The 24,704-nt window shown below is 35.0% G+C and carries 17 protein-coding genes; 14 read left to right on the top strand and 3 right to left on the bottom strand.

Annotation, left to right across the window (positions count from 1 at the left end; genetic code table 11):
• Positions 1–281 precede the first annotated feature (281 nt).
• Together SOM12_RS20130 and SOM12_RS20125 are read left to right on the top strand one after the other, a co-directional pair.
• Positions 282–1,145, top strand: coding sequence for a helix-turn-helix domain-containing protein (locus SOM12_RS20130; RefSeq protein WP_320495119.1), 864 nt, complete (start codon positions 282–284; stop codon positions 1,143–1,145).
• 99 nt (positions 1,146–1,244) lie between these two features.
• Positions 1,245–1,745 carry a hypothetical protein gene (locus tag SOM12_RS20125; RefSeq protein ID WP_320495117.1) on the top strand — a complete coding sequence of 167 codons (501 nt, stop codon included), beginning with the start codon at positions 1,245–1,247 and terminating at the stop codon, positions 1,743–1,745.
• A 91-nt stretch (positions 1,746–1,836) separates the two neighbouring features.
• Here SOM12_RS20125 and SOM12_RS20120 read toward each other — a convergent pair whose 3' ends face one another.
• A complete protein-coding gene (locus SOM12_RS20120) occupies positions 1,837–2,271 on the bottom strand; it encodes a DoxX family membrane protein (RefSeq protein ID WP_095927565.1) in 435 nt (144 codons plus the stop codon).
• A 7-nt stretch (positions 2,272–2,278) separates the two neighbouring features.
• Entirely contained in the window at positions 2,279–2,836 is a 558-nt protein-coding gene (locus SOM12_RS20115) for a GNAT family N-acetyltransferase (RefSeq protein ID WP_320495114.1), read from the bottom strand.
• Positions 2,837–3,241: 405 nt separating this feature from the next.
• On the opposite strand from SOM12_RS20115, the gene SOM12_RS20110 reads away from it, so the two are divergent.
• The 7 genes from SOM12_RS20110 (at position 3,242) to SOM12_RS20080 (ending at position 10,932) form a co-directional block, all read left to right on the top strand.
• Positions 3,242–4,255, top strand: a complete 1,014-nt coding sequence (locus SOM12_RS20110; protein WP_320495113.1) for a zinc-binding alcohol dehydrogenase family protein — start codon at positions 3,242–3,244, stop codon at positions 4,253–4,255.
• A 141-nt stretch (positions 4,256–4,396) separates the two neighbouring features.
• A complete protein-coding gene (locus SOM12_RS20105; RefSeq protein WP_095927562.1) occupies positions 4,397–4,783 on the top strand; it encodes a DoxX family protein in 387 nt (128 codons plus the stop codon).
• Between the two features lie 398 nt (positions 4,784–5,181).
• A complete protein-coding gene (locus SOM12_RS20100; protein WP_320495111.1) occupies positions 5,182–5,808 on the top strand; it encodes a GNAT family N-acetyltransferase in 627 nt (208 codons plus the stop codon).
• A gap of 68 nt (positions 5,809–5,876) precedes the next feature.
• The gene (locus SOM12_RS20095) at positions 5,877–8,081 is read left to right on the top strand and encodes a TonB-dependent receptor (protein WP_320495109.1); all 2,205 of its coding nucleotides are present in this window, start codon (positions 5,877–5,879) and stop codon (positions 8,079–8,081) included.
• A gap of 205 nt (positions 8,082–8,286) precedes the next feature.
• Positions 8,287–9,015 carry a CPBP family intramembrane glutamic endopeptidase gene (locus tag SOM12_RS20090; protein WP_320495107.1) on the top strand — a complete coding sequence of 243 codons (729 nt, stop codon included), beginning with the start codon at positions 8,287–8,289 and terminating at the stop codon, positions 9,013–9,015.
• A gap of 49 nt (positions 9,016–9,064) precedes the next feature.
• Positions 9,065–10,225 (top strand): sensor histidine kinase, encoded by a 1,161-nt coding sequence (locus SOM12_RS20085; RefSeq protein ID WP_320495105.1) that lies wholly within the window; start codon positions 9,065–9,067, stop codon positions 10,223–10,225.
• Positions 10,225–10,932 carry a LytTR family DNA-binding domain-containing protein gene (locus SOM12_RS20080; RefSeq protein ID WP_320495104.1) on the top strand — a complete coding sequence of 236 codons (708 nt, stop codon included), beginning with the start codon at positions 10,225–10,227 and terminating at the stop codon, positions 10,930–10,932. The genes SOM12_RS20085 and SOM12_RS20080 overlap by 1 nt, the downstream gene beginning before the upstream one ends.
• A 73-nt stretch (positions 10,933–11,005) precedes the next feature.
• Here SOM12_RS20080 and SOM12_RS20075 read toward each other — a convergent pair whose 3' ends face one another.
• On the bottom strand, positions 11,006–14,935 hold the full coding sequence (locus SOM12_RS20075; RefSeq protein WP_320495102.1) for a two-component regulator propeller domain-containing protein: 3,930 nt from the start codon (positions 14,933–14,935) through the stop codon (positions 11,006–11,008).
• A gap of 395 nt (positions 14,936–15,330) precedes the next feature.
• Between SOM12_RS20075 and SOM12_RS20070 the strand changes: the two genes are divergently transcribed.
• From SOM12_RS20070 to SOM12_RS20050, 5 genes are all read left to right on the top strand, one after another.
• Positions 15,331–18,345 carry a TonB-dependent receptor gene (locus SOM12_RS20070; protein WP_320495100.1) on the top strand — a complete coding sequence of 1,005 codons (3,015 nt, stop codon included), beginning with the start codon at positions 15,331–15,333 and terminating at the stop codon, positions 18,343–18,345.
• Between the two features lie 16 nt (positions 18,346–18,361).
• Positions 18,362–19,885: a RagB/SusD family nutrient uptake outer membrane protein gene (locus tag SOM12_RS20065; RefSeq protein WP_320495099.1), complete on the top strand. Its 1,524-nt coding sequence runs from the start codon at positions 18,362–18,364 to the stop codon at positions 19,883–19,885.
• Between the two features lie 272 nt (positions 19,886–20,157).
• Positions 20,158–21,333, top strand: coding sequence for a cellulase family glycosylhydrolase (locus SOM12_RS20060; protein WP_320495098.1), 1,176 nt, complete (start codon positions 20,158–20,160; stop codon positions 21,331–21,333).
• A 124-nt stretch (positions 21,334–21,457) separates the two neighbouring features.
• Entirely contained in the window at positions 21,458–22,480 is a 1,023-nt protein-coding gene (locus SOM12_RS20055; RefSeq protein WP_095927554.1) for a glycoside hydrolase family 43 protein, read from the top strand.
• Between the two features lie 354 nt (positions 22,481–22,834).
• Complete coding sequence (locus SOM12_RS20050) at positions 22,835–24,643, top strand: glycoside hydrolase family 2 protein (RefSeq protein WP_320495097.1); 1,809 nt, start codon at positions 22,835–22,837, stop codon at positions 24,641–24,643.
• The last annotated feature ends 61 nt before the right edge of the window (positions 24,644–24,704 follow it).

Here is a 24,704-nt window from a genome sequence, read left to right as displayed (position 1 = left end):
GATATGTTTTTGTAATGGCTAATTTACGAATACAAATTTGTTCGAAATAGCTTTATGACCTTAAATATACCTTAAAAATTTTTTTAGTGCTCAGTGTTTAGTGTTCAGTGTTCAGTTTTTTAGTGTTCAGTTTTCAGTCCCAGGTAGGTTAAGAGCCGAGAAGCTTTGTCAAAGTTTAAAACTTTGACAAAGCTAGCCTTTGTTACCGCAAAGACTGCAAACTGCGACTGAACACTAAAAAAACGGTATATTTGGAATCCTAATGAACTAAAACAGCAGTATTGAAGAGTAAAATCCTCACATATTCCTTAACACATCACAAGAGTTTATTTTCGTACGCAGATCAGAAAGAGTACTTCTATATCCAGACGAGTGAGCATCCTTACATTACCGAGCCTTATCGTGCCGAAAGCTATGCAATTGAATTTCTAAGAAAAGGAAGTATAATCATGCATACTGGGCTCGAAACAAAAGTGGTTCACGCTCCAGCTATTATTGCTTTAGGGCCTTCGGTAATAAGAAGTTTTTCTAAAAATGAGGACGAAATTCTAATCGATATAATATTTTTTAAACCGCAGTTTTTTCTAGAAAATCAAGCAAACGTCTTTTTTCTAACACAATATATTTTTTTTGAAAATAGTGATAGCAATATCTCTCCACTCGCAAAAGGAGAGGAAAGCAAGTTTGAACGCATTTTTAGCTTAATCAAAGAAGTATCAGAAGATCAGTCTAAGCATCAAGCCTCTATTTTGAGAAGTTATTTGTACATTTTAATTTATGAAATTGATGGTATTCAGAAAGAAAAAATTCCCACAGAAGTACAAAGCCCTTTATATGAAAAGTTTAAAGAGCTTCTTTTTAAAGATTTTCTGAATTTTAGAACGGTGCAACATTATGCGGATGAATTAAATGTAAGCCGAAAATATTTGTCTGAAGTCATTAAAAAGCATAGCGGAAAAACGGCTAGTGACTGGATTAGCGAAATGGTGATTCTGGAAGCTAAAGTTTTGTTGCAGAATAAAAAAATGTCCATCAATCAGATCAGCGATTTACTTCATTTTTCTGATCAATCTGTTTTTGGACGATTTTTTAAAAACTACGAAGGTATTTCGCCTTTGGAATATCGAAAAAAACAGATTGATTAAAATCATTCAGCCGACATTTTGCACAAAACAGAAGCCCTATCGCTCTTTTTTTAGACTAACATTCGGTGCAATTTTGCTTTTTATTTTTAAAGAAAAGAAATGAGTAAAATTGCAAAATTTGTTGTCATAATCAACGATAATGTCTTTTGGATGGAAGACAAGGCCGTTCAATTCTATACCAATTTATTTAAGGAAAAAGAGTTAGGAGAAAAATATGCCGAAGAGCATCTTTCGAAAAAAGAGTTGTTTCGAATTCAGAACGATTTTTCGATCGAGATTCTGATGGCTTATCTTGGCGAAACTCCGCAATCGTATTTAAAATTAGATTCGTCGAGAATATTAAACGAAAACCTTGGAGCGTCAAAAGCAATCAATCTGAGTGAGGTTGTTTATTTTGATGAAGAAGATTTAAAAGTGCTTATTAAACGTGCTGAAGAAATTGCTTCTCAGCGAAAACACGATTTAATTTGGGTGAGTGCTTTTGCCATAGATACTGCTTTGATCGATATATTACGATCAATAAATTACGAAGAATTTGAAGGGAAAGAAAGTATAGAAGATCAATTTCCGAAACGAATTTACCTCAGAAAAAAGATGTGAATAGATGTTTTTTAAGCTGAACTTTTCGAAGCGATTAACTTTGTCAAAGTTTTAGACTTTGACAAAGTTTCTAGAACGCTTTTATCGAAAACTATATCCTATTGTCAACGGCATAAGATGTTTTACCAATATTAGCAAGCAGTAAAGCCGCTGCACAACTTGTCCAAACCGAATAGTCGAGAGGTGCTTTTACAGAAACAGAAACCGACATAGCAAATGCAAAAAAGAACATTAAAAGCGTAGTTCCTAAAGCCGCAAGTCTGGTTTTGAAACCAAATAACAATAGTAGACTTAGTAAAACTTCAAAGAAAGTGGCAATTCCTGCTAGAACTTCTGCTGTGGCTTTGTTGGCAAAAGAATTTAGAGATTGGGTGTAGATTACGAAATTTTCCCAATTTCCCCAGGCAACTGCGTGAGATCCTGGTGCGCCCCAAACTCCAAATCGGTCCGCTACGGCCGAAAGCATTGTGATTCCTAAAACTATTCTTAAAATTAAACCTGCTTCTAATATTGTGATATTTTTCATTCTATAATTAATTTTTGATTTGAAGATGTTCTAGGTTCTTCTTAACCAAAGTTTTGTTTCCAACTACTTTAAAACCAAGCTTTAAATACAGTTTTTTAGCACTCGGATTGTCTTCCTCAACCAGCAGACCTAAAACCTCTTTATTTTTATGAACGTATTTATCTATCAAAAATTGCAATAATTGAGAACCAATTCCTTTTCCTTGATATTTCGGATTCACGCCCAACGAATCTATGTAATATTCACCTTCACGGGTCTCAAATTCAGGATCGAATTCAGGATTATAATGTTTCCTAACGTATTCAATAATAGGATTTCGTAATTCTTCAATGTCAGCACCATTATAAATGTTTACTGCACCAATGATTTCATTATTGTCTTCTGCCACAAAACAGTTTTGATAAGAATATTGATTGTTTTCTCGTTCAACGAAATATTGCAGAAAGTCTTTCGCGGAAGCGTAATCTTCCTTAGCTATAAATTTATAGATGATGTCTTCCATTGCTAGCAATAATATAGGAGCAATATATTTTGAGTCTGATTTTTCGGCTTTTCTGATATTCATAGTAAAATGTTTTTTACAAATTTAAGGCTTTATTTAAACACATAGAAACATAGCTTTTCTTTGTGTTGAAAGGCGTTTCACTTGTTTAAATGCACATAGCTTTGTGTTTTAAAATTTGAGAGCTATGTGTAGAAACTAGTTTCTTTTTTGTATTCTTAATTTACATTTAAAATTCTATGTTTCTATGTGTTTAAATTATTTCACGCAGATTTTAAAAGATTTAAGCAGATCTTAGAAGATTTTAAATAAAAAATCTGCAGAATCAGCTATAATTTGTAAAATCTGCGTGAAACAAAAAACACAATATGCTTAATATATACAAATATACACTCAATATATACCAATCAAGAGATTTCAACTCGTCTTATCTTTGTAATATAGTTTTAATTTAAACATTAAAAAGAAATGAAAGCAATAGGATTTAAAACATCATTACCCATAGAAAACTCAGAAAGTTTTATCGAATTTGAAGCCGTAAAACCAATTCCTGGGCCACACGATTTATTAGTTAAAATTGATGCGATTTCAGTAAATCCAGTCGATTTTAAGATTCGCCAAAATAGTGCGAAAGACACCGTTTTAGAAACTCCAAAAATTATAGGCTGGGACGCTGTCGGAATCGTTCAATCTGTCGGACAGGATGTTACTTTGTTTGAAGTAGGCGATCCGGTTTATTATGCTGGAGATATTACCAAACAAGGTAGCAATGCCGAATATCAGATTATAGACGAAAGAATTGTTGGCAAAAAACCAAAAGCATTAAGTATTGAAGAAGCTGCTGTAATTCCGTTAACGGCTTTAACGGCTTGGGAAATTCTATTTGACAGAATCAGAATTAGCGCTGATAAAGACAAAGGAAAATCAATTTTAATTATTGGTGGAGCAGGAGGAGTTGGTTCGATTGCCATTCAGCTAGCCAAGAAAATTGCTGGCTTAACCGTTATCGCAACAGCGTCGCGTCCAGAAACGATTGCTTGGTGCAAACAGCAGGGAGCTGATTTTGTTGTAGACCATAAAGATTTGATTTCTTCGGTTCGAGAGGCTGGCTTTGAGTACGTTGACTTTATTTTAGATTTTGTCGACACCAATGCTTATTGGGATACAATGGTCGAATTGATTAAACCGCAAGGACATATTGCCTCCATTACAGGAAGCAGCGACCCAGTTGCATTAACAAAGCTGAAAAGCAAAAGTGTTTCTTTTTCTTGGGAATTGATGTATACGCGTTCTATGTATCAAACGGAAGACATGATCGAGCAGCATAATATTCTGAATATTGTAGCCGATTTACTCGATGACGGTATCTTGAAAACGACTTTAAACACCACTTTAAACGGACTTACAGCCGAAAATCTAAAGAAAGCACACGAACTTTTAGAATCGGGAAAAACAATTGGAAAAATTGCGATAAAGTTTTAAAGTAAATCACGTTTGTGATAGTCTAAAAACGGTTATTTGGAATTGTTTTAAATAAGATTGTTTTTCATAGGGAAATTTTTGTATTTTAGTCGGCTTATAAACCCAATTTTGATATAATTTTTAACCTAAACAAAATTTTTTATGATTTCAAAAAACACAGACCTTGGATTATTGCTATTGCGTATTAGTACTGGTGGATTGATGCTTTTTCACGGTGTTTCTAAATTGATTCACGGAATTTCTTTCCTTGTAGATAACATGGGCGCATTTGGATATGCGGTTTACATTGGTGAAGTTTTAGCTCCAATTGCTATTTTATTAGGATTTAGAACTAGAATTGCTGCAGTTCTTTTGGCGATCACTTGTGTGGTTGCAGTTGCAACAGCCCACGCTCAGGACATTTTCACCATTAGCGATCACGGAGGTTATGCTTTAGAATTATTAATGCTTTACCTTTTTGGAGCTATTGCCTTGTTTTTTACTGGAGCAGGTAAATTTGCCCTTTCTAAAAACAATCAATGGGACTAATTTATTAGGTCACTTATAAATATAAAAAAGCTCTAAATTTCGATTTAGGGCTTTTTTATTTAAATCCCTTTCATTTTGAAAAATATCCTATCATTTTGATAAGCTTTTGCAAATTGATTAAAGCCGATTTTTTATTATTTGTTTTATAACGAATGGTTTATCGTAGTTTGAGATGCTATGGCATGCCTTTTGTTTTTATGTTGTGGATTATTAAACAAGCCCTTAATTATACAACATTTAAGAAATATGAAAACAAGTAATAAAAGAAATAAAGAAATCACAAAAACGTACTTTTCAAATAAATCTAGACGAAATAAAGATCGATTCGTTAACTTAATGGTTTTTACAGTAGTTCTTTTTATCACCGTTATGCTGATTGCTAAAATAGTTTAGGTATCATGAAAACTATCGAGTATAGAAAAGATGCAACTGTTTTTTCTTCCCATGAAAAAGCTGCCGAATCTTATGATTTTATTTTAGAAGAAACAAAAGGCAAACATGTTTTTTATCTAAATGAAATCTGCGAAGAAACATTATTATCTGCCAAAGCTCGCGGAACGGGAATCTCAAGTAGACCGCCCGAGCTTCTTGAAAAAAAGATGAGAGAAGGTGAAGCCGTTATCGCAATTACACGAGATGGAAGATGGGCCGGTTTTGCTTTTATATCTTCATGGGAAAATGGAAAATATGTTTCTAATTCGGGATTAATTGTTGCGCCTGAGTTTAGACACACTGGCCTGGCAAAAAAGATTAAAAAAAAGATCTTTGAACTCAGCCGTAAAAAATATCCAAAAGCGCTTATTTTCAGCCTAACTACAGGTCTTGCCGTTATGAAAATGAATCACGAAATTGGCTTTGAACCCGTTACTTACGCTGAATTGCCAAATGATGACCTTTTTTGGGAAAACTGTAAAAGCTGTATCAACTGTCCTATTTTATTAAGCAAGGGCAGAAAAAACTGTTTGTGTACCGCTATGCTGTACGATCCGAAGAAAAACGGATCTACTGTTTCAGATTTTCGATAAATAAGCTGGAAAAATCTTTTTTATGCTATTTTTGCGCTCAAATTACCAATTTAGTTACCAAAATAGCAATGAAATCTTTATCAGCACTTTTCTTTTTTATTCTTTCTGTTTCTATTAATGCACAATCTGTCAACGGTATTGTAAATGACGGAAGCGGAAAATCTTTATCAGAAGTATTAATTCGTGATTTAACCTCAAAAACACACGCACATACTGATGCCAACGGAAAATTTACATTGGAAGGAGTGGAGGTAAATGATAGTTTGCTGATTACAAAAAAAGGATTTTCTCCTCAAAAAATTAAACTTGCTTCTTTGGATTTCTTAACGATTTCAATAAATGAAAAACCTTTTTTGTTGGAAGAAGTTAAGATTAGCAATAATCTAAAATACTTGAATACCATTTCTAAAATTGATTTTGAAATTCAGCCAATTTCAAATTCTCAAGATCTGCTGCGAAAAGTTCCAGGACTTTTCATCGGTCAGCACGCAGGAGGAGGAAAAGCCGAACAAATCTTTTTAAGAGGTTTTGACTGTGATCACGGAACCGATATTAATATCACTGTTGACGGAATGCCCGTAAACATGGTTTCGCACGCACACGGGCAAGGGTATTCAGATCTGCATTTTGTGATTCCAGAAACAGTAGATAATATTGATTTTGATAAAGGAGCCTATTTTGTAGATAAAGGCGATTTTACAACTGCAGGATATGTTGGTTTTAATACTAAAAATGCTTTGCAGAACAGCTCTATTTCTTTTGAAGGAGGACAGTTTGATACCTTCCGTACCGTTGCGATGTTTAATTTATTGAACAAAGAAAACCAATCGGCTTATTTTGCGGGAGAATACATGATGACAGATGGTTATTTTGATGCGCCTCAGAACTTTAACCGAATTAATTTATTTGGAAAATACAATGCTAAAATGGAGAATGGAGATCGTCTGGCTATTTCGGTTTCCCATTTTAAAAGCCAATGGGATGCCAGCGGACAGATTCCAGACCGTGCGGTAAACGACGGAACCATTTCGCATTTTGGAGCAATTGATTCTAATGAAGGAGGGAATACTGATAGAACCAATTTCAATTTGCAGTACGATGCAAAAATTGACGAAGACACACATATTAAAAGCAGTGCTTATTTGAGTAAATATGATTTTGAACTGTATTCTAATTTTACATTTTTCTTGAATGATCCTGTAAACGGCGATCAGATTAAACAGAAAGAAAATAGAACTATTGTAGGTTTTCAGTCGGAATACGATCAGAAACTAAATGAAAAATGGCGTTTTAAATTGGGCGCTGGACTTCGAAATGATAATAATAAAGATGTAGAGTTGTCTCATACATTAGACAGAAAAACAGTTTTAGAATATTTGAGTTTAGGAACGGTAAATCAAACTAACTTATTTACTTATTCAAGTCTTGATTTTACAGCAGGAAAATGGCTGGTAAACGGAGGTTTGCGTTTAGATTATTTCAAATTTGGTTACGAAGATCAATTAGCTCCAACTTACACCAATCAGACGCAGACCAAAGCAATTGTGAGTCCGAAACTGAACTTTTTGTATAATCAGAATGAAAAATTAAACTATTTCTTGAAATTAGGAAAAGGATTTCACAGCAACGATACTCGAGTAGTAGTGGCGCAAAGTGGTGAAAAGATTCTTCCAGAAACGTACGGAGCAGATTTAGGAATCAATTGGAAACCATTTCCACGTATGATTGTTAATTCGGCAATTTGGTATTTGTATTTAGCGCAGGAGTTTGTTTATGTTGGAGACGAAGCGGTTGTTGAACCAAGCGGAAAAACAGAAAGAAAAGGTTTCGATTTTGGTTTCAGATATCAATTGACCAATTGGTTATTCTGGAATACCGATTACACTTATACGCACGCAAGAGCAATTGACGAACCTAAAGGAAGCGATTACCTGCCATTGGCTCCAAAAAATACGTTGATGAACGGAATTTCGGTAAAAGATCTAAAAGGATTTTCAGGAAGTTTAAGAACCCGTTTTTTAGGCGATAGACCAGCAAACGAAGATAATTCGGTTATAGCAAAAGGGTATTGCATTACCGATTTTTCTGTGAATTATCAAATAAAGAAAGTCTCGATTGGCGTAAACATCGACAATATTTTCAATACAAAATGGAAAGAAACACAATTCTTAACCGAATCAAGACTGGCAAATGAAACCGATCCTGTAGAAGAAATTCATTTTACAGCAGGAACGCCGTTTAATGCAAGATTGATATTGAAATATATGTGGTAGAAATTAGTCAATGTGTCAATTAGAAAATGTGCCAAATAGATAATGCGAGTAATTATCCAATTGGCACATTTTCTAATTATCAAATTCTATTATCGGGTAAAATAACATTTTCACCGAGCAGATCGTGTGTTCTACCGATGACAATTTTAATTGATATACTCGCGATATACTTTTGATCATAATTAAAACCTTTAAAATCAAAATTATGTCATTATTTACACCCCTTCTTTGGATTTTGCTAATCGCTCCGATTATTGTTATTGCATGTTTCAAATCGGAAAAACTGAATTTAAAATATTTAGGATTTTTCATTTTATATTTTCTTGCCGATGTGTTTTTACAGGCTTCAGGAAAACAATTGATAAATCTTGATTTAAAGTTCAATTGGGCAGGAAAATTCCTGAGCTTAGTTTTAGCATTGATTATTATCTTTTCGGTTTCAAAAGAAGAAAGAATCAAAATCGGATTCACTTCTAAGACCAATTCGCCAACAAATTTGAAATTCGGATTATTGGTTTTCTTCGGATTCACTTTTTTCGACATTATTTTTAAACTCATTTTATTTCCAAAAGGAAATGCCTTCAATCTAGAAACTTTTCTTTTTCAAGCCACAATGCCTGGATTAACAGAAGAAATACTTTTTAGAGGAATCTCTTTATGGCTTTTAGATAAAGCTTTTGCGCCAACATGGAATTATCGAGGCATCAAATTTGGCTGGGCGTTTGTTATCGTAACGGTTTTATTTGGAGTTTCTCACGGAGCAATTCTAGATCAGGATTTACATTTGAAGTTCGATATTATTACAATGGTATACCTCACATTAATTTCTTCTTTGAGCGTTGGTATTTTAAGACAGTTTTCAGGAAATCTTATTTATTCTATTCTAGGGCATAACACGATTAATTTGATTAATGCGGTTATTAGAATTTTATAAAACCTGCCAAATTAAAGTTATATTTGAAACTGCTTTACAAATCTTTTACATGCCAAATACCACATCGACTTCTGGATATTTTTTAGATAAAATGGCGCAGCTGAATTTTGATCACTTTTTTACGAGAAGAAATCGAATTTTACTGCACGTTTTCATGTGGTTAGGTTTTTCTATATTGCTTTTTTTGAGTTATGTAATTGGCTATAAATTAGTCTATTTTGATGCTATTTTGCTAACAATTAGAATGGCATTGGTAAATATGATTGTGTTTTATATGCTGTTTTATCTTTTGTTACCAAAGATATTTTCAGGAAGCAAAAACCGAATTATAATACTGCTATTATTGGTTTTTCCAATTTCCATATTTGTCTGGATGGCGGCAACGTATTTTATTTCACTGATTTATTATGCTTTAGGTCTTGAAATTACTTTTGGAGAACTGAAAGGCGTTATTAAAATGAGCGCAAATCAAACTTTTCTAGAAGCAGTTTCTCCAAAAAGAATGCTTTCGCAGACCATAATTATTATTTCATTGCTTTCGCCTTTTTGTTTTGCTAAAATATTGGTCGAAATCACGAAACTCTATAACAAGAAATTTCAAATTGAAAGAGAAAAAACAGCTTTGGAAATTCAGAATATTCAAATTGAAAAAGACTTTCTGAAGGCGCAGTTAAATCCGCATTTTTTATTTAATACCTTGAATAATCTTTACGGACTTACGGTTAGAAAAGACAATCTGGCTCCAGAATTAATCTTGAACCTTTCGGATATTATGAGCTATACGCTTTACGAATCGAATACCGAAATTGTCCGTTTGGAAAAAGAATTGGATTTTATCAAAAACTATATCGCTTTAGAAAAAATGCGTTATGCAGATGAAACGAATATTCAAGTTACTATTGAAGGACAAACTGCAGGACTTTTTGTTGCACCGCTTCTAACATTTACCTTCATAGAAAATGCTTTTAAATACGGTTTAAAAAGCAAAAATGCCTTTGTAAAACTTGACATTAAGATGGAAAATAATACTTTTTGGTTTAGTTTAGAGAATGATTCGGAAGTAATGGAAAACGATTCTGATTTTGGCGGAATAGGAGTAAAGAATGCGCGTAAACGTTTAGAATTGCTGTATCCCGATCAATATAAATTAGAAATTGAAAGACTGGAAAACTCGTTTAAAGTCGATTTAAAAATAGTTTTAAGAAAATAATGGAAAAACTGAAATGCATTGTTGTTGATGACGAGCCAATTGCAAGAGATATTATCGAATCTTTTATTGCTGAAATTCCGTTTTTGGAACTAAAAGACTCGTTTGCAGAAGCGTCTAAACCATTATTGTTTCTGCAGAAAAATGAAGTTGATATTGTTTTCAGCGATATCGAAATGCCCAAATTTAATGGTTTAGAATTGGCGCAATCGCTTACCAATGCTCCAGTTATTATTTTCATCACAGCACATCGCAATTTTGCTTTGGAAGGATTTGAAACCGGAGCAGTCGATTATCTCTTAAAACCCGTTCGTTTTGATCGTTTCTTGAAAGCGGTAAATCGTGCCAAAGAATATCTTTCGCTAAAGAAAATAACTTCGGTTCATCAAATCAATTCCGATCGAATTTTTATCAAATCGGAAGGAAAACTGATTAAGATTCTTTTGAGTGAAATTCTTTATGTAGAAGCGCAAGGCGATTATCTGAAATTTGTTATCAACGGCGCATCATACACAACTTTAGGAACTTTAAAGTCAATGGAAGAAGTTTTGAAACAGCCAATGTTCTTTCGCGTGCAGCGTTCTTTTATTCTAAATTTGGAAGCGGTGAGAAGCCTCAACGGAAATGTGGTGGAACTGATTGATGGGAGAACTATTTCTGCAGCTTTGAATAAAAAAGAGGAATTGTATCAACTGTTAGGTATTAAATAATGTGCTAATGAGCCAATGTGCCAATTAGATAATGAGGTTAATTGACTAATTATCTAATTGACACATTTTCTAATTATCTATTCGCATTGATATAATCCGTTGGTGACATATTAAAATGCTTTTGGAAATTTCGTCCAAAACTCGTTTGCGATTTGTAGCCTACCATTTCTGCGATTTCGTACATTTTGTAGTTTTCGTTTAATAATAGCTCGGCAGCTCTTTTTAATCGTACGATATTGATTAATTCGTTCGGACTCAGATTTGTAATGTCTTTGATTTTTCGGTATAAAGTCGAGCGGCTCATATTCATGATTTCGGCTAGTGATTCTACACTTAAATCCTGATCGGTTATGTTTTTAAGAATTTCGTCGTCGAGTTTTTTCAGAAACTTTTCATCGGTTTTATTGTGAGCAATGCTTTTAATGTGCGAAAGCGGAGAACTTGCATAATAATTCATAATCTGTCTGCGGTTTTCAATCAGATTATTGGCTTGCACTTTCAGATAATCCATCGAAAAAGGTTTGGCTACATAAGCATCTGCACCAACTTCAAGTCCGTCGATTTGTGATTTCAGCGAATTTTTAGCTGTTAAAAGAATTACCGGAATATGACTCGTTTCCAGATTGGTTTTAATCTTTTTACACATCGTAATTCCGTCCATGATTGGCATAGTCACATCCGAAATTACCAGCTGAATGTTTTGATTATGAATTATTTTGAGGGCTTCTTCACCGTTTTCTGCTTTTAAAATAGTGTACGTTCCTGCCAATTCGGTTGTAATAAAACTTAGAAGATCTTCATTGTCTTCCACGACCAAAACCTGAGCTTTTTCATTTTTGATTTCAACAGCTTCTTTTGGCGTTTCGCTTTCCATCTGTTCTTTTTCAGCATCGGCGTAAAGCATAAATTCTTCTTCTTGATGTAGCGGAACAACCAACTCGAAGATATTGTAATTCGCATCTTCGATCAATTCTAAGCTTCCGTTGTGCAATTGCGCTAGAGAATGCGCTAACGAAAGTCCGATACCAGTTCCTGAAGCCGTACTGCTATCATCAACTCTGAAAAAGGGTTCGAAAATTTTATCTTTTAAATGAATTGGAATAATGTTTCCGTCATTTTTTACAATCAAATGGAGTTTCTTTTCATCTCTAAATAAAGAAATAAAGACTTTTTTGTTCGAATATTTAATAGCGTTGTTGATCAAATTACTGAGAATTTTTTTGAAAGCCTCTTTATCAACAAAAGCATGAATGTCTTTTTCGCCTAATTCCAATTCAAATTCCAGTTCACGTTCTTCAATTAATTGGCTGAATCTCAAATGGAAATTTCGAACCATCGAAGAAATATTCGCTTCGACGAAAGTCAATTTCAAACCGCCAATTTCAGATTTTCTAAAATCGAGTAATTCATTGACCAATTTCAATAAACGAGAAGTGTTTTTCTTCATAATCGAAAGATATTGCGGCACTTCTTCCGATTCGTATTTCATGCCTAAAAGCTTTTCCAGCGGACCTTTAATCAAAGTCAAAGGCGTTCTGATTTCGTGTGCTACATTCGTAAAAAAATCAATTTTTGCCTGATAGATTTCTTTCTCTTTTTCGTCGTTTAGATGTTTTATCTTGCGATTATTTTTAATCTGAGTCAGATTTTGAGAATATCTGATAATGTAATACAATCCGGCGCAGAACAGTATAAAATAAAATATATACGCATAACTGCTGGCATAAAATGGAGGCAGAATTGTAATTTTGAGTTTTATCTCTTTACTCCAAACTCCAAAGCTATTCAAGGATTTTACTTTAAAAACATAATCGCCAGGCGCTAGTTCGGTAAAGAAAACTTTGTTGTTTCTTCCTAGATAAACCCAATCATTATTAACGTTTTCGAGCTGAAACCAATATTCGGTCAATTCTGGTGCAGTATAATTTAAAGATGCAAACTCCAAATTAAAAGTCGACTGGCTGTTGTTGAGTTCCAGTTCGTCTAGAAACGAAATAGATTGCGAAATAGGAGAGTCGGGGCTGTTAACTTCGATATCTTTATTATTAATCTGAAGATTGGTAATGTAAATAAAAGGCGTGTATTTATTTTTACTGAAATGTTTCGGATTAAAACTGATCATTCCGTTTAGGTTTCCAAAATACATATCGCCGTTTGCATCTTTAAAAGCCGAATTGTAATTGAACTGATCGCTCAATAATCCGTTTGCGGTGGTAAAAATCTTGATTGCCTTATGATCTGGACCAAATTTTACCAAACCTTTAGATGTTGTCAGCCACAGATTTTTAGAATCGTCTTCCAAAATAGAGTAGAAAACATTGCTAGGCATTCCGTTTTTGGTTGTGAATTTGGTAAAAGTATGGTTTTGCCTGTTTACGAGATTCAGTCCGTTTTCGGTGGCAATCCATAAGTTTTTAGAACTGTCTTCAAAAATGGCATTTATCGTATTATTGCTTATCCCTTTTGGATTTTTATAATCATACGTAAAAACCTCTTTTTTCTTCGTTTTCGGATTATAAAACAGCAATCCGTCACGATAGCTTCCAGCCCAGAGATTGCCGTCGTTGTCTTCTTTCATATTCGTGTAATGATACGTTTCCGGAAAGAATTTCAGTATTTCAAAATTATCTGCCTGTTCGTTATAGCGATAAAGTCCCGATGTTGTCACTACAATCAGGTCATTGTTTTTCATTTCATAAAAAGAAAAAATAAAATTGCTGTGCAGTCCGCTTCGGCCATCATTTGCGCTGTAATGTTTGATAACTGCACCAGAATTTCTGTCCAAAACATCCAAACCATGCTCAAAAGTTCCGACCCAGATTTTGTCTTTTCGAGGCATTAAAGCATGAATATTATAATAGGAAACGGGATAAGTAGTAAACTTTTGGGTTTTTGGATTAAAACGATTTACGCCCGCATCTTCGGTTCCAATCCATAAATCGCCATGATCATCTTTATGAATTTCTCGAACTGCGCTTCCGCTAATAGAGTTCTGGTTGTTCTGCGGAAAATACTTTTTAAACTGTGTATATTGTTTCTGATGGTAATTGACTCCGCCAAAATACGTTCCAATCCAGATTCCGTTTTCTTTATCAATTGTTATTGAATAAGCCGCATTATCTGAAATCGCGTACGGATCGTTATAGTTTTTCTTAAGATTTACAGCGGTTTTAGTTTTTAGATTATATACATACACACCCGATTCGCTCGCAATCCAAAGTTCATCGTTTCCTTTTTTTCTGAATTGACGCACGAAAACCGGTTCTTTGATTCCAAATTTAAGTTCACTTGTCGTTTTATCTTTTCTATTATATAGCAGTACGCCGTGATCGAGCGTACCAATTACGATGTTTTCGCGATCAACGGCATAAATAACCGTAATTCTAAAATTGGCTTTATCGGCTGGAGGATTTAACGGAATATTCTCAAAAGAAAGGTTTTCTTCCGAATAATGATAGATTTTATTTAGAGAAGAAGCCCAGATTTCGCCTTTATAATCCTTCGTAATCGAAGTGGTGATGAAATATTTGTTCGGGTTAAAAGTGGTTGTTTCCTTCTTTTTTGGTGCATACTTATACAAAATGTTGCCAGAAACAAACCAAATGTTGTCTTTTTGGTCGTGATTGATGTCATTGATACGATCATTTATAGCTTCATTCAAAATCGTAAAATTATCCTGCTTTTTGTCGTAATGATACAAACCTTTATCAGTCCCAACCCAAATCGTACCGTTATGTTCGTGCAGCGACTGTATATAATTGCTTCCTAAACTATGTATTGGGTCTCCGTTGCTTCTATAGGTTTTAAAACGGTAGCCATCAAAACGGTTCAAACCATCTTTGGTTCCAAACCACATAAAACCATCATTATCCTGAATTGAGGTTAAAACGGTATTGTTTGAAAGTCCTTCTTCAACCTGAAAATGTTTAAAATAATAATCTTGCGCATTCGAAAAATTTATCGAAAAAAAGCTGAAACATAAAAAAAGAAAGAATTTACGCATAGGTCTGTTTTTAAGGCTAAAATCAATATTTCGGCATATCGTGTCAATATTCTACAAAATGTTGCATCTGAATGAAAACGGACTGTTTTTAATACAATTTGAATCATTTGAGAGAGATATTGACACAAATGAAGCATTTTATTTTGAATAAAAAGCGTCTACTTTGAATTTTCAAATAAACGATATTGATAATTTTTTAAGGATAAAAATATACTATCAATAAAATAAAGTTTGAAAAATCTAACCATTACTAATTTTGAAACAAAATGAACAATTTATTACAACCAAAGAATATTAGTTCTTTTTTTGCCCGTATTCCAGACGGTTAAAAAAGTGCCATATTTCATTAAACCAAACCACAAAAAGAAATAAAACTATCTAAAATGCAAAAATCAATGAAAACAAAGTTCACTCACTTTTTAACGAAGAGATATTACCTCTTGGTTTTCTTTAGTTTATTACTGCAGTCCGCTTTTGCCCAGCAAGTAAATGTTACGGGAAAAGTAACTACCGCAGACGGACAAGCGGTTCCTTTTGCGAATGTTTTGATAAAAGGAACTCAAAATGGTGCTGTTACTGATTTTGACGGGAGTTATAAAATCACCGCCAACGGAAATCAGACACTAGTCTTTAGTTCGCAGGGCTATAAAACAATCGAAATTGCAATTAACAACAAAACTTCTATAAATGTTACAATGGCAGAAGATGCCATGAAACTCGATGAGATAGTAGTTGTAGGTTACGGATCGCAACAGAAAAAAGATCTTACAGGAGCAGTTGCATTGGTTAAACCTGAGGAAATTCAGAAAAGACAAGTTACAACAGTTGCAGACGGACTTCAAGGCTTGGTTACTGGAGTTAAAGTTCGCGGAGGCGGGCGCCCAGGACAAGAAGCCAATATTGAAATTCGCGGACTTAAAAACCTTCAAAATACAAACCCATTATACGTAATTGACGGTTTGGTAACTTCTGCAAACAGAGACTTTAACCCAAATGATATCGAATCGATTCAGGTTTTAAAAGATGCTTCTGCAGCAGCGATTTACGGTTCTAGAGCGGCAAATGGTGTTATTATTATTACGACTAAAAAAGGTAAAAAAGGACCGCTTCAGGTTGAAGTATCAGCAAAAAGCAGTCTTCAGGTTATGCCTCGTTACGATTTGATGGGAACTGAGGAATTTGCCAAATACAACAACATGGCTTATGATAATGCTGGATTCCCAAGACAAAACTTGAATATGGCTGTTAATACAGACTGGCAGGATGCCACTTTTCAAACCGGAATGATTCAAGATTACAACGCGAGTTTTTCTGGAGGAAATGAGAATTCGACCTTTTTTATGTCTGGAAATTATTTTGGAAATGAAGGAACAGTTATCGGAACTGATTTTGACAGAATTTCATTCCGTGTCAATTCAAGCGGTACAAAAGGAATTTTCAGTATTGGAGAAAACTTAGCGATCAGTAATGCTAAAACAGATGAAATGTCTGGAAATCCAATTATCGATGTTTACAGAATGACGCCAACGATTCCGCTTTACGATCCATCAAATCCTGGAGGATATGGTTATGGAAAACAAGGTGTTGCCGATACTTTCGGAACAAACCCTTTGGCTTTGGCTGATTTTTCTAATGTAACTAATGAAAATTTTAGAATTAGAGGAAACATTTGGTCAGAATTAAAGTTTGTGCCTTGGCTGAAATACCGTTTCAATTTTGGATATGAAACGAGTTTCGATTCTTATAAATACATGAGAAAAAAAGGAAGTTGGACATTAAACCAGCCTCAAGATCCTTCTCAAACCGATCAAAACAAAGGAAGATCAGAGACTTTGTTGTTTGAAAATACATTGACTTTCAAAAAAGAATTTGGTAAACATGATATTACGCTTTTAGTAGGTCAGACGTATCAAAAAGACAATTATGACCAGATTTATGGAACAAAAAGAAATCTTCCGATGAATTCTGGAACTGGACAATATTATGAGGTTTTAAACCAAGGAGATTCACCAGTTGTGGGAGGTTTCATTAATGAAGCGGCTTTAACTTCGTATTTAGGAAGGTTAGAATACAGTTACGATAACCGCTATTTATTTAATGCCGTAATCAGACGTGATGGGTCTTCAAGATTCAGCGATGGCAATAAATGGGGTAATTTCCCTTCTATTTCTGCGGGATGGAGAATTAGCAACGAATCTTTCTTTAAATCAGAATTCATTAAAGATTTAAAATTAAGAGCAAGTTATGGAGAATTAGGTTCTGGAAATATTAGAGAATACGAATCTAAAAGTTTCATTAATAATTTCGGACAGGTTGTTTTAGGAAAAGACCAAGTTTTATATCCTTCTGCAACTCAAGTAAAATTATCGAACTCGCAATTGCGTTGGGAAAAATTAAAACAAACCAACTTTGGATTAGACTTAGGAATTTTAAATAACGATTTACGTTTTACGGCTGATTATTTCATTGCACGTACAGAAGATGTATTATTTGGTTTTCCAATCTTATTGACTACAGGAAATGATGGAGGAAACCCAATCTCTAATGCTGCAACGGTAGAAAATAAAGGATTTGAGCTTGAATTGGCTTACAGCAAAAAAATCAATGATTTCTCTTTTAATGCTTCTGTAAACTTCACAAAGGTAAACAACAAGCTGGTTTCTTTAGGAAATGGACAAAACGAAAACATTATTGGAAACACAATGACCAGAAGCGGAAGCCCAGTAGGAATGTGGTATGTTTTGGAAACAGATGGACTGTTCCAAAATCAGCAGGAAATTGACAATTACAAAAATGCTGACGGGAAAGTTATCATGCCAAATGCAGTACCTGGAGATATTCGTTTTAAAGACAATAATGGAGACGGACAAATTACAAACGAAGACAAAGCGATTGTGGGAAGTCCATGGCCAGAATTTGAAATGGGTTTAAATGCTGGAGCTGAATATAAAAACTTTGATTTTTCTATGAACTGGATTGCTTCAAACGGTGCTACAGTTTACAACGGATTTAGAAGTGTTGTAGATCGTTTTGATGACAATAGCAATTACAGAACTGGAATTCAGCCTTGGACACCAGAAAATCCAAATACCGATTTTCCTAGAGTTACAAAAGGTTCGACTTTAAATTCAAGAGGAGATAGCGACCGTTTCTTAGAAAGCGGCAATTTCATCAGACTAAAATACATTGGTTTTGGATACAATCTTCCAAGCAGTGTTTTAGAAAAATCAGGAATTACAAGAGCAAGATTGACTTTATCTGCACAAAACATTCTAACAATCACGAAATACAAAGGTTTAGATCCTGAGTTTAGCAATACGGGTGATAATAGAATTTTTGAAAGAGGTGTTGATAATGGTTCTTTCCCGAATCTTCAGACTTATTCTTTTGGTGTAGAATTTAGCTTTTAATTAAAAAAATAGCGTAATGAAAAAAATAATCATAATAACCGCAGCTTTTTTAGGTCTTGTTTTTACCGCTTGTGAAAACGAATTGGACTTGAATAGCCCAAATGATATTACAGTAGACCAATATTGGAAAACGGAGAGCGATGCACAAGCCGGTGTAAACTCTATTTATGCCATGTTTTACAAAGATGGTTTGTGGGCAAGGTGGATTTATTTCCGTTTAGATTTAACTTCTGATGAAGGGTATAGCGTAAGTCCGTGGACAGAATTGGCAGATTGGACTAGATTCAATTATATCAATTATAATTTTTGGGAAGGAAATGCCGTAACATGGAGAGATACGTACAAAGCCATTTTTCGATGCAATCAGGTTTTGGCCAATGTTCCGAATATCGCTTTTCAGAATGAAGATGATAAAAAGAAAATTATCGCACAGGCAAAATTCTTTAGAGCCTTACATTACTATTATGCAGGTGTAATTTGGGAAGATGTGCCGTTGGTTTTAGATCCGTCTACGCCAGCCGATTTGCCGAAACAAGTAAAGGTTGCCGAAATCTGGGCTCAAGTAGAAAAAGATTTGAATGAAGCCTTTGAAGATTTACCAAGAGACTGGGCAGCCGATCAGTTAGGGAGACCAGATAAAGGTGCTGCAAAAGCTTTTCTTGCAAAAGTATACATGCAGCAGCACAAATGGGCAGAAGCAAAAGGAGCACTTGAATTTTTAATTTCTGGAGCAGGAGCGAAGTACAGTTTGGTGTCTAATTACAGAGATAATTTTACGGACACAAATGAAAATAACGGTGAATCTGTTTTTGAAATTCAATTTGGAGATCAAAGAAAAGGGGGAACTGATGAGGCACAAAATGCAGCAGTTTCTAGTAACCGTTCTCAGTTTTTTGCGCCAAGAGGAATTGGATGGTCTGACGGACAAGCGCGTATCTGGTTAGTTGATGCTTTTAAACAAGAAAACAATAAAAATGGAAAACTGGATGAAAGGCTAAGATGGACCTTATTCTATCCTCAACTATTAGCCGATTTTGGAGACAAAACATACGATAGAAATTGGGAGTGGAACAATAATGAAGCTTGGTTTAGAAAAGGAAGCCGTGATTATTACAGAAATAACGAAGACTACTACAATCAGGTAAACTACAGATTGGTTCGTTATGCGGATATTTTATTGCGCTACGCGGAAGTTCTAAACGAATTAGGAAGCACTGCTGAAGCGTATCAGTATGTTGATTTGGTAAGAACTCGTGCAAACATGGATGCATTGGCAACAGCACATCCTGAAATTGGAACCGATCATGACAAATTCTTAGAGCGTTTGAAAATGGAAAGAGTTTTAGAGTTATGTGGTGAAAGCGTTCGTTGGGAAGACTTAAAACGTTGGGGAGATTTAAACACTCAAGCTTCTGTTGATAAAATTGCGCTTCGTGATCCAGATTTTAAAAACTTCACAGTTGGTAAAAATCATAGAATGCCAATTCCACAAAGCGATGTAGATAATAACCCAAATCTAGAGCAGAATTCTGGATATTAAATTACGGATTGGATGGAAACAAAGATAATTTCATTCAACAAGTAAAATCTAATTTGATCTGCTAAAATCTTTTAAAATCTGCGTGAAATGCTTTTTGCATCCATTTTTTCACGCAGATTTATACAGATTAAAGCAGATTTAGAGAGATTTAAATTAAGCTGAAGAATAGAAAAAATCACTCAATGAGTTAAAACTGATTTTTTGAGGGGATCAGATGTAAAAGTCTGGTTCCCTTATCATAAAGAACGATTGTTCAAAAAAATAAAATTGAAATGAAGAAAGTAAAATTGTGTCTGACATTTATGTTAGCAGGACTCGTATTGCTTAGCTGCAACAATAAAAAAAGTACTCCTGAAGAAAAGAAAAGCGAAATCGCATCAATAGAAAAAAGAGAAATCTGGACAAAAGATCAGGCCAATAAATGGTATGCAGAACAGCCTTGGTTAGTTGGCGCAAATTATTCTCCTAGCACAGCTATAAATCAGTTAGAGATGTGGCAGGAAGATACTTTTGATCCAAAGAGAATTGATCAGGAATTGGGTTGGGCTGAAGGTCTTGGCATGAATGTAATGCGCGTCTATCTGCACGATTTACTGCATCAGCAGGATGCTGAAGGACTTTACAAACGCATGGATCAATTTTTGGAAATTGCAGACAAACATCATATTAAAACCCTTTTTGTGTTGTTTGATTCTTGTTGGGATCCGTTTCCTGCATTAGGAAAACAGCGCGCTCCAAAACCGCATACGCACAATTCAGGATGGGTGCAGGCTCCAGGGCAAAAAGCGCTTCAGGATAAAACACAATATCCGCGTTTAGAGAAATATGTAAAAGAAACGGTAGCCAAATTTAAAGATGACAAACGAATTTTAGGCTGGGATGTTTGGAACGAACCAGATAACATGACTGGGCCTTCTTACGAAAAAGTAGAAATTAAAAACAAAGTCGATTTGATTTTGCCACTTTTAAAAGATGTTTTTGTGTGGGCGAGAGAAAGTAATCCGTCGCAGCCATTGACTTCAGGGGTTTGGGTTGGAGATTGGAGCGACGAAGCGAAAATGAAACCAATGCACAAAATGCAGATCGAACAATCTGATATTGTTTCTTTCCACAATTACAACACACCTCAGGATTTCGAAAAAGTAATCAAACAATTACAGCGTTACGGAAAACCATTAATCTGTACAGAATATATGGCAAGACCAAACGGAAGCACTTTTGAAGGCTTTTTGCCTCTTGCGAGAAAATACAACGTAGGAATGATCAACTGGGGATTTGTAGACGGAAAAACACAAACTAAATACGCTTGGGATAGTTGGACGAAAACCTATACAGCAGAGCCAAAATTATGGTTTCACGATGTATTGCACACAGACGGAACGCCATACATAAAAGCTGAAACCGATTTGATTAAGAAAATGACGTCTGAGGCGAATAAGAAGAATTAGATAATGTGTCAATTTGATAATTAGATAATTCGTGACATGTGTTAATTGACTAATTTTTTAATTACCACATTTTCTCATTTTCTAATTATCAAATTGACTAATTGACACATTAAAAAAACAGTTTATGAAAACAATAAAGAACTTATTTTTTCTAATGATGATTCTGGTCGGATTTTCCGCGAAAGCGCAACAACCAGATCCGCCGGGACAAGTAAAGGGAAATGAAAAACCAAAAAACGAAGCTTATTTGTTTGCGCACATGACGCATAACGATTACGGCAGATTGTATTATTCTGTTAGTTTGGACGGACTTCATTGGGAAAACCTGAATAACGGAAAACGTGTTTTTGAAGATTATAAAGGACATCCCGATATCTGCAAAGGGCCAGACGGAAAATATTACATTGCAGGAAATACAGGAGACGACGCAAAAAGCATTAATATCTGGGTTTCGGATGATTTGATTACTTGGAAAAAACATTCTGATTATACACCAGATTTAAAAAGCACTCCTGATTATTCAAATGCTTTACAGCGAATAGGTGCACCAAAATTGTATTACGACAAAGATTCAGAAAAATTCATCATGACTTGGCATACGCCACATTTGGAAGGAACGAAAGAAGACGGAGAACGTTATTGGGCGAGTCAGCGTACCTTGTATGTTTTATCTAAAGATCTAAAAACTTTCGAAGGAACGCCAAAACGCTTATTCGACTGGGATATGGGAACGATTGATGTTTTTATTCGTAAAGTCGGCGATTCTTATTATGCCGTGATCAAAGACGAAACCTATCCAACTTTGTATTGGACAACCGGAAAAACCATCCGAATTGCCAAATCAAAATCCCTTTTAGGCCCTTATTCTTTGCCCCAGCAATCGATCAGTCCAAACTTTAGAGAAGCGCCAATGCTAATTCCTTCTCCTGATGACAAAATATGGTACATGTATTACGAACAATACCCAGGTGTTTCCTACGGATTATCAATCGCAGATAACCTAAACGGACCTTGGTTTCAAGCCTCAGGATATACTTTTTTCTCCGATTGGGACAAATATAGTCTTCCAGAAAAAGTGCGCCACGGCTGCATGATTACAATCTCTAAAAAAGAATACGACAGTTTGGTGAAGAAATTCGGAAAATAATGGTGAATTGTAAATTGTTAATGATTAATTATTTCCAAACTTCATTTTTGAAGTTCTGTGTAATTTACAATTTACCATTAACAATTCACAATTAAAAAACTTGGTTAGTTAAGTTAGTTTAGTTCAGTAATTATCGGGCTTATGTGGAGATGAGCCCGGTAATTCATTTTGATTTAGAAGAAATATTACGGTAAATATCTTCACCATATAAGTTATGTAAGTTCATATTAAATCTTGTCTTAAATAAAAGTAAAAACTTATATGCTCTTGGCATTTTTTTTTAGGGAGTTAAACTAAAATGAACTTACATGACTTATATGGTTTAAAAAACTTACAAGTATAAAAATATAAAGCATGAAAAGAAAAAGTATCCTTTTTTTAGCCTTGTTATCCATGTTTGCGGTAAATGCGCAATGGAAACCACAAGGTGATAAAATCAAAACCAAATGGGCAGAGCAGGTTGATCCTAAGAAAACTTTGCCCGAATATCCCCGTCCGATTATGGAGCGCGGCCAATGGAAAAATCTGAATGGTTTGTGGAATTATAGCATTCAAGAATTTGGAAAAGCCGCGCCTTCAAAATATGACGGGCAGATTCTGGTTCCGTTTGCGGCAGAATCGAGCTTGTCTGGCGTGATGAAAGAAGTGGGAGCTAAAAACGAACTTTGGTACGAAACTCAATTTTCGATTGAATCAGGTTGGAATGGAAAAAACATCCTTTTGCATTTTGGCGCTGTAGATTGGAAAACAGAAGTTTTTGTGAATGATGTAAAAGTCGGTTCTCATACGGGAGGATATACGCCGTTTTCATTCGATATTACGCCATTCATCCAAAAAGGGAAAAATCAGAAATTGGTAGTAAAAGTTTGGGATCCTTCCAACGATGGGCCTCAGCCAAGAGGAAAACAAGTTAAAAAGCCAGAAGGAATCTGGTACACACCTGTTACTGGAATCTGGCAGACGGTTTGGATTGAGCCTGTAAATGCTAAAAACATTGCAGCATTAAAAACAACGCCAAATATTGATCAAAATACGATTAGTGTTAAAGCTGAGGTAAATGGAGCAGAAAAAGGAGATTTAGTAGAGATTTCTGTTTTCGATAACGGAAAAGAGATTGCTAAAGAAAAAGCGGTTGTAGGCGAAAGCAATGATATTGTTTTGAATAATCCGAAATTGTGGTCGCCTGAAAGTCCGTTTTTGTATCAGACTAAAATTCGCTTAATCAGCAAAAATAAAGTCGTTGATGAGGTGAAAAGTTATTTTGCAATGCGAAAAATTTCATCTAAACGAGATGAAAACGGAATCGTGAGAATGCAGTTAAACAACAAAGATTATTTCCAGTTTGGACCACTTGACCAAGGCTGGTGGCCTGACGGATTGTACACCGCACCAACTGATGAAGCTTTGAAATATGATATTATTAAAACCAAAGAATTAGGTTTTAATATGATTCGTAAACACGTAAAAGTAGAGCCGGAGCGCTGGTATACGCATTGCGATCAGTTAGGGATTTTGGTTTGGCAAGATATGCCGAGCGGAGACGACCAGCCGATTTGGCAAAACACAAAATATTTTTCGGGAACAGAATTACAGCGTTCGGCAAAATCTGAAGAAATCTACAGAAAAGAGTGGAGAGAGATTATGGATCATTTGTATTCGTATCCAAGTATTGTGGTTTGGGTTCCGTTTAACGAAGCTTGGGGACAATTTAAAACCGTTGAAATTACAGAATGGACAAAAAACCATGATTCAACGCGTTTGATTAATTCTGCGAGCGGTGGAAATCACTTCCAGACGGGCGATATTTTGGATTTGCATAATTATCCAGGGCCAGAAATGTATTTGTACGATGCCCGAAGAGTTACAGTCTTGGGAGAGTATGGCGGAATCGGACTTCCGTTGGAAGGGCATTTATGGAGGGCAAATGACAACTGGGGTTACATTAAATTTAAAAATGCAAGTGAAGTTACCACTGAATACCTAAAGTACGCGGAAACGCTTCGAAAATACGTTAAAACGGGATTCTCGGCAGCAGTCTACACACAGACAACAGATGTTGAAGGTGAAGTAAACGGTTTTATGACTTATGATCGAAAAGTAGACAAAATGGATTTTAAAGCGGTGAATAAAATTAATACGGAGGTTATGAATGCTTTGAATTAGAATTAAATTTATTTCTCCCGCAGATTTGGCAGATTACGCTGATAAAAAAAATCTGCCAAAT

Origin of the sequence: Flavobacterium sp. CFBP9031 (assembly GCF_034044945.1) — a bacterium.
Classification (GTDB): Bacteria; Bacteroidota; Bacteroidia; order Flavobacteriales; family Flavobacteriaceae; genus Flavobacterium.
Note: the sequence above shows the minus strand (reverse complement) of the source record. Positions and strands in the feature narration are given on the sequence as shown.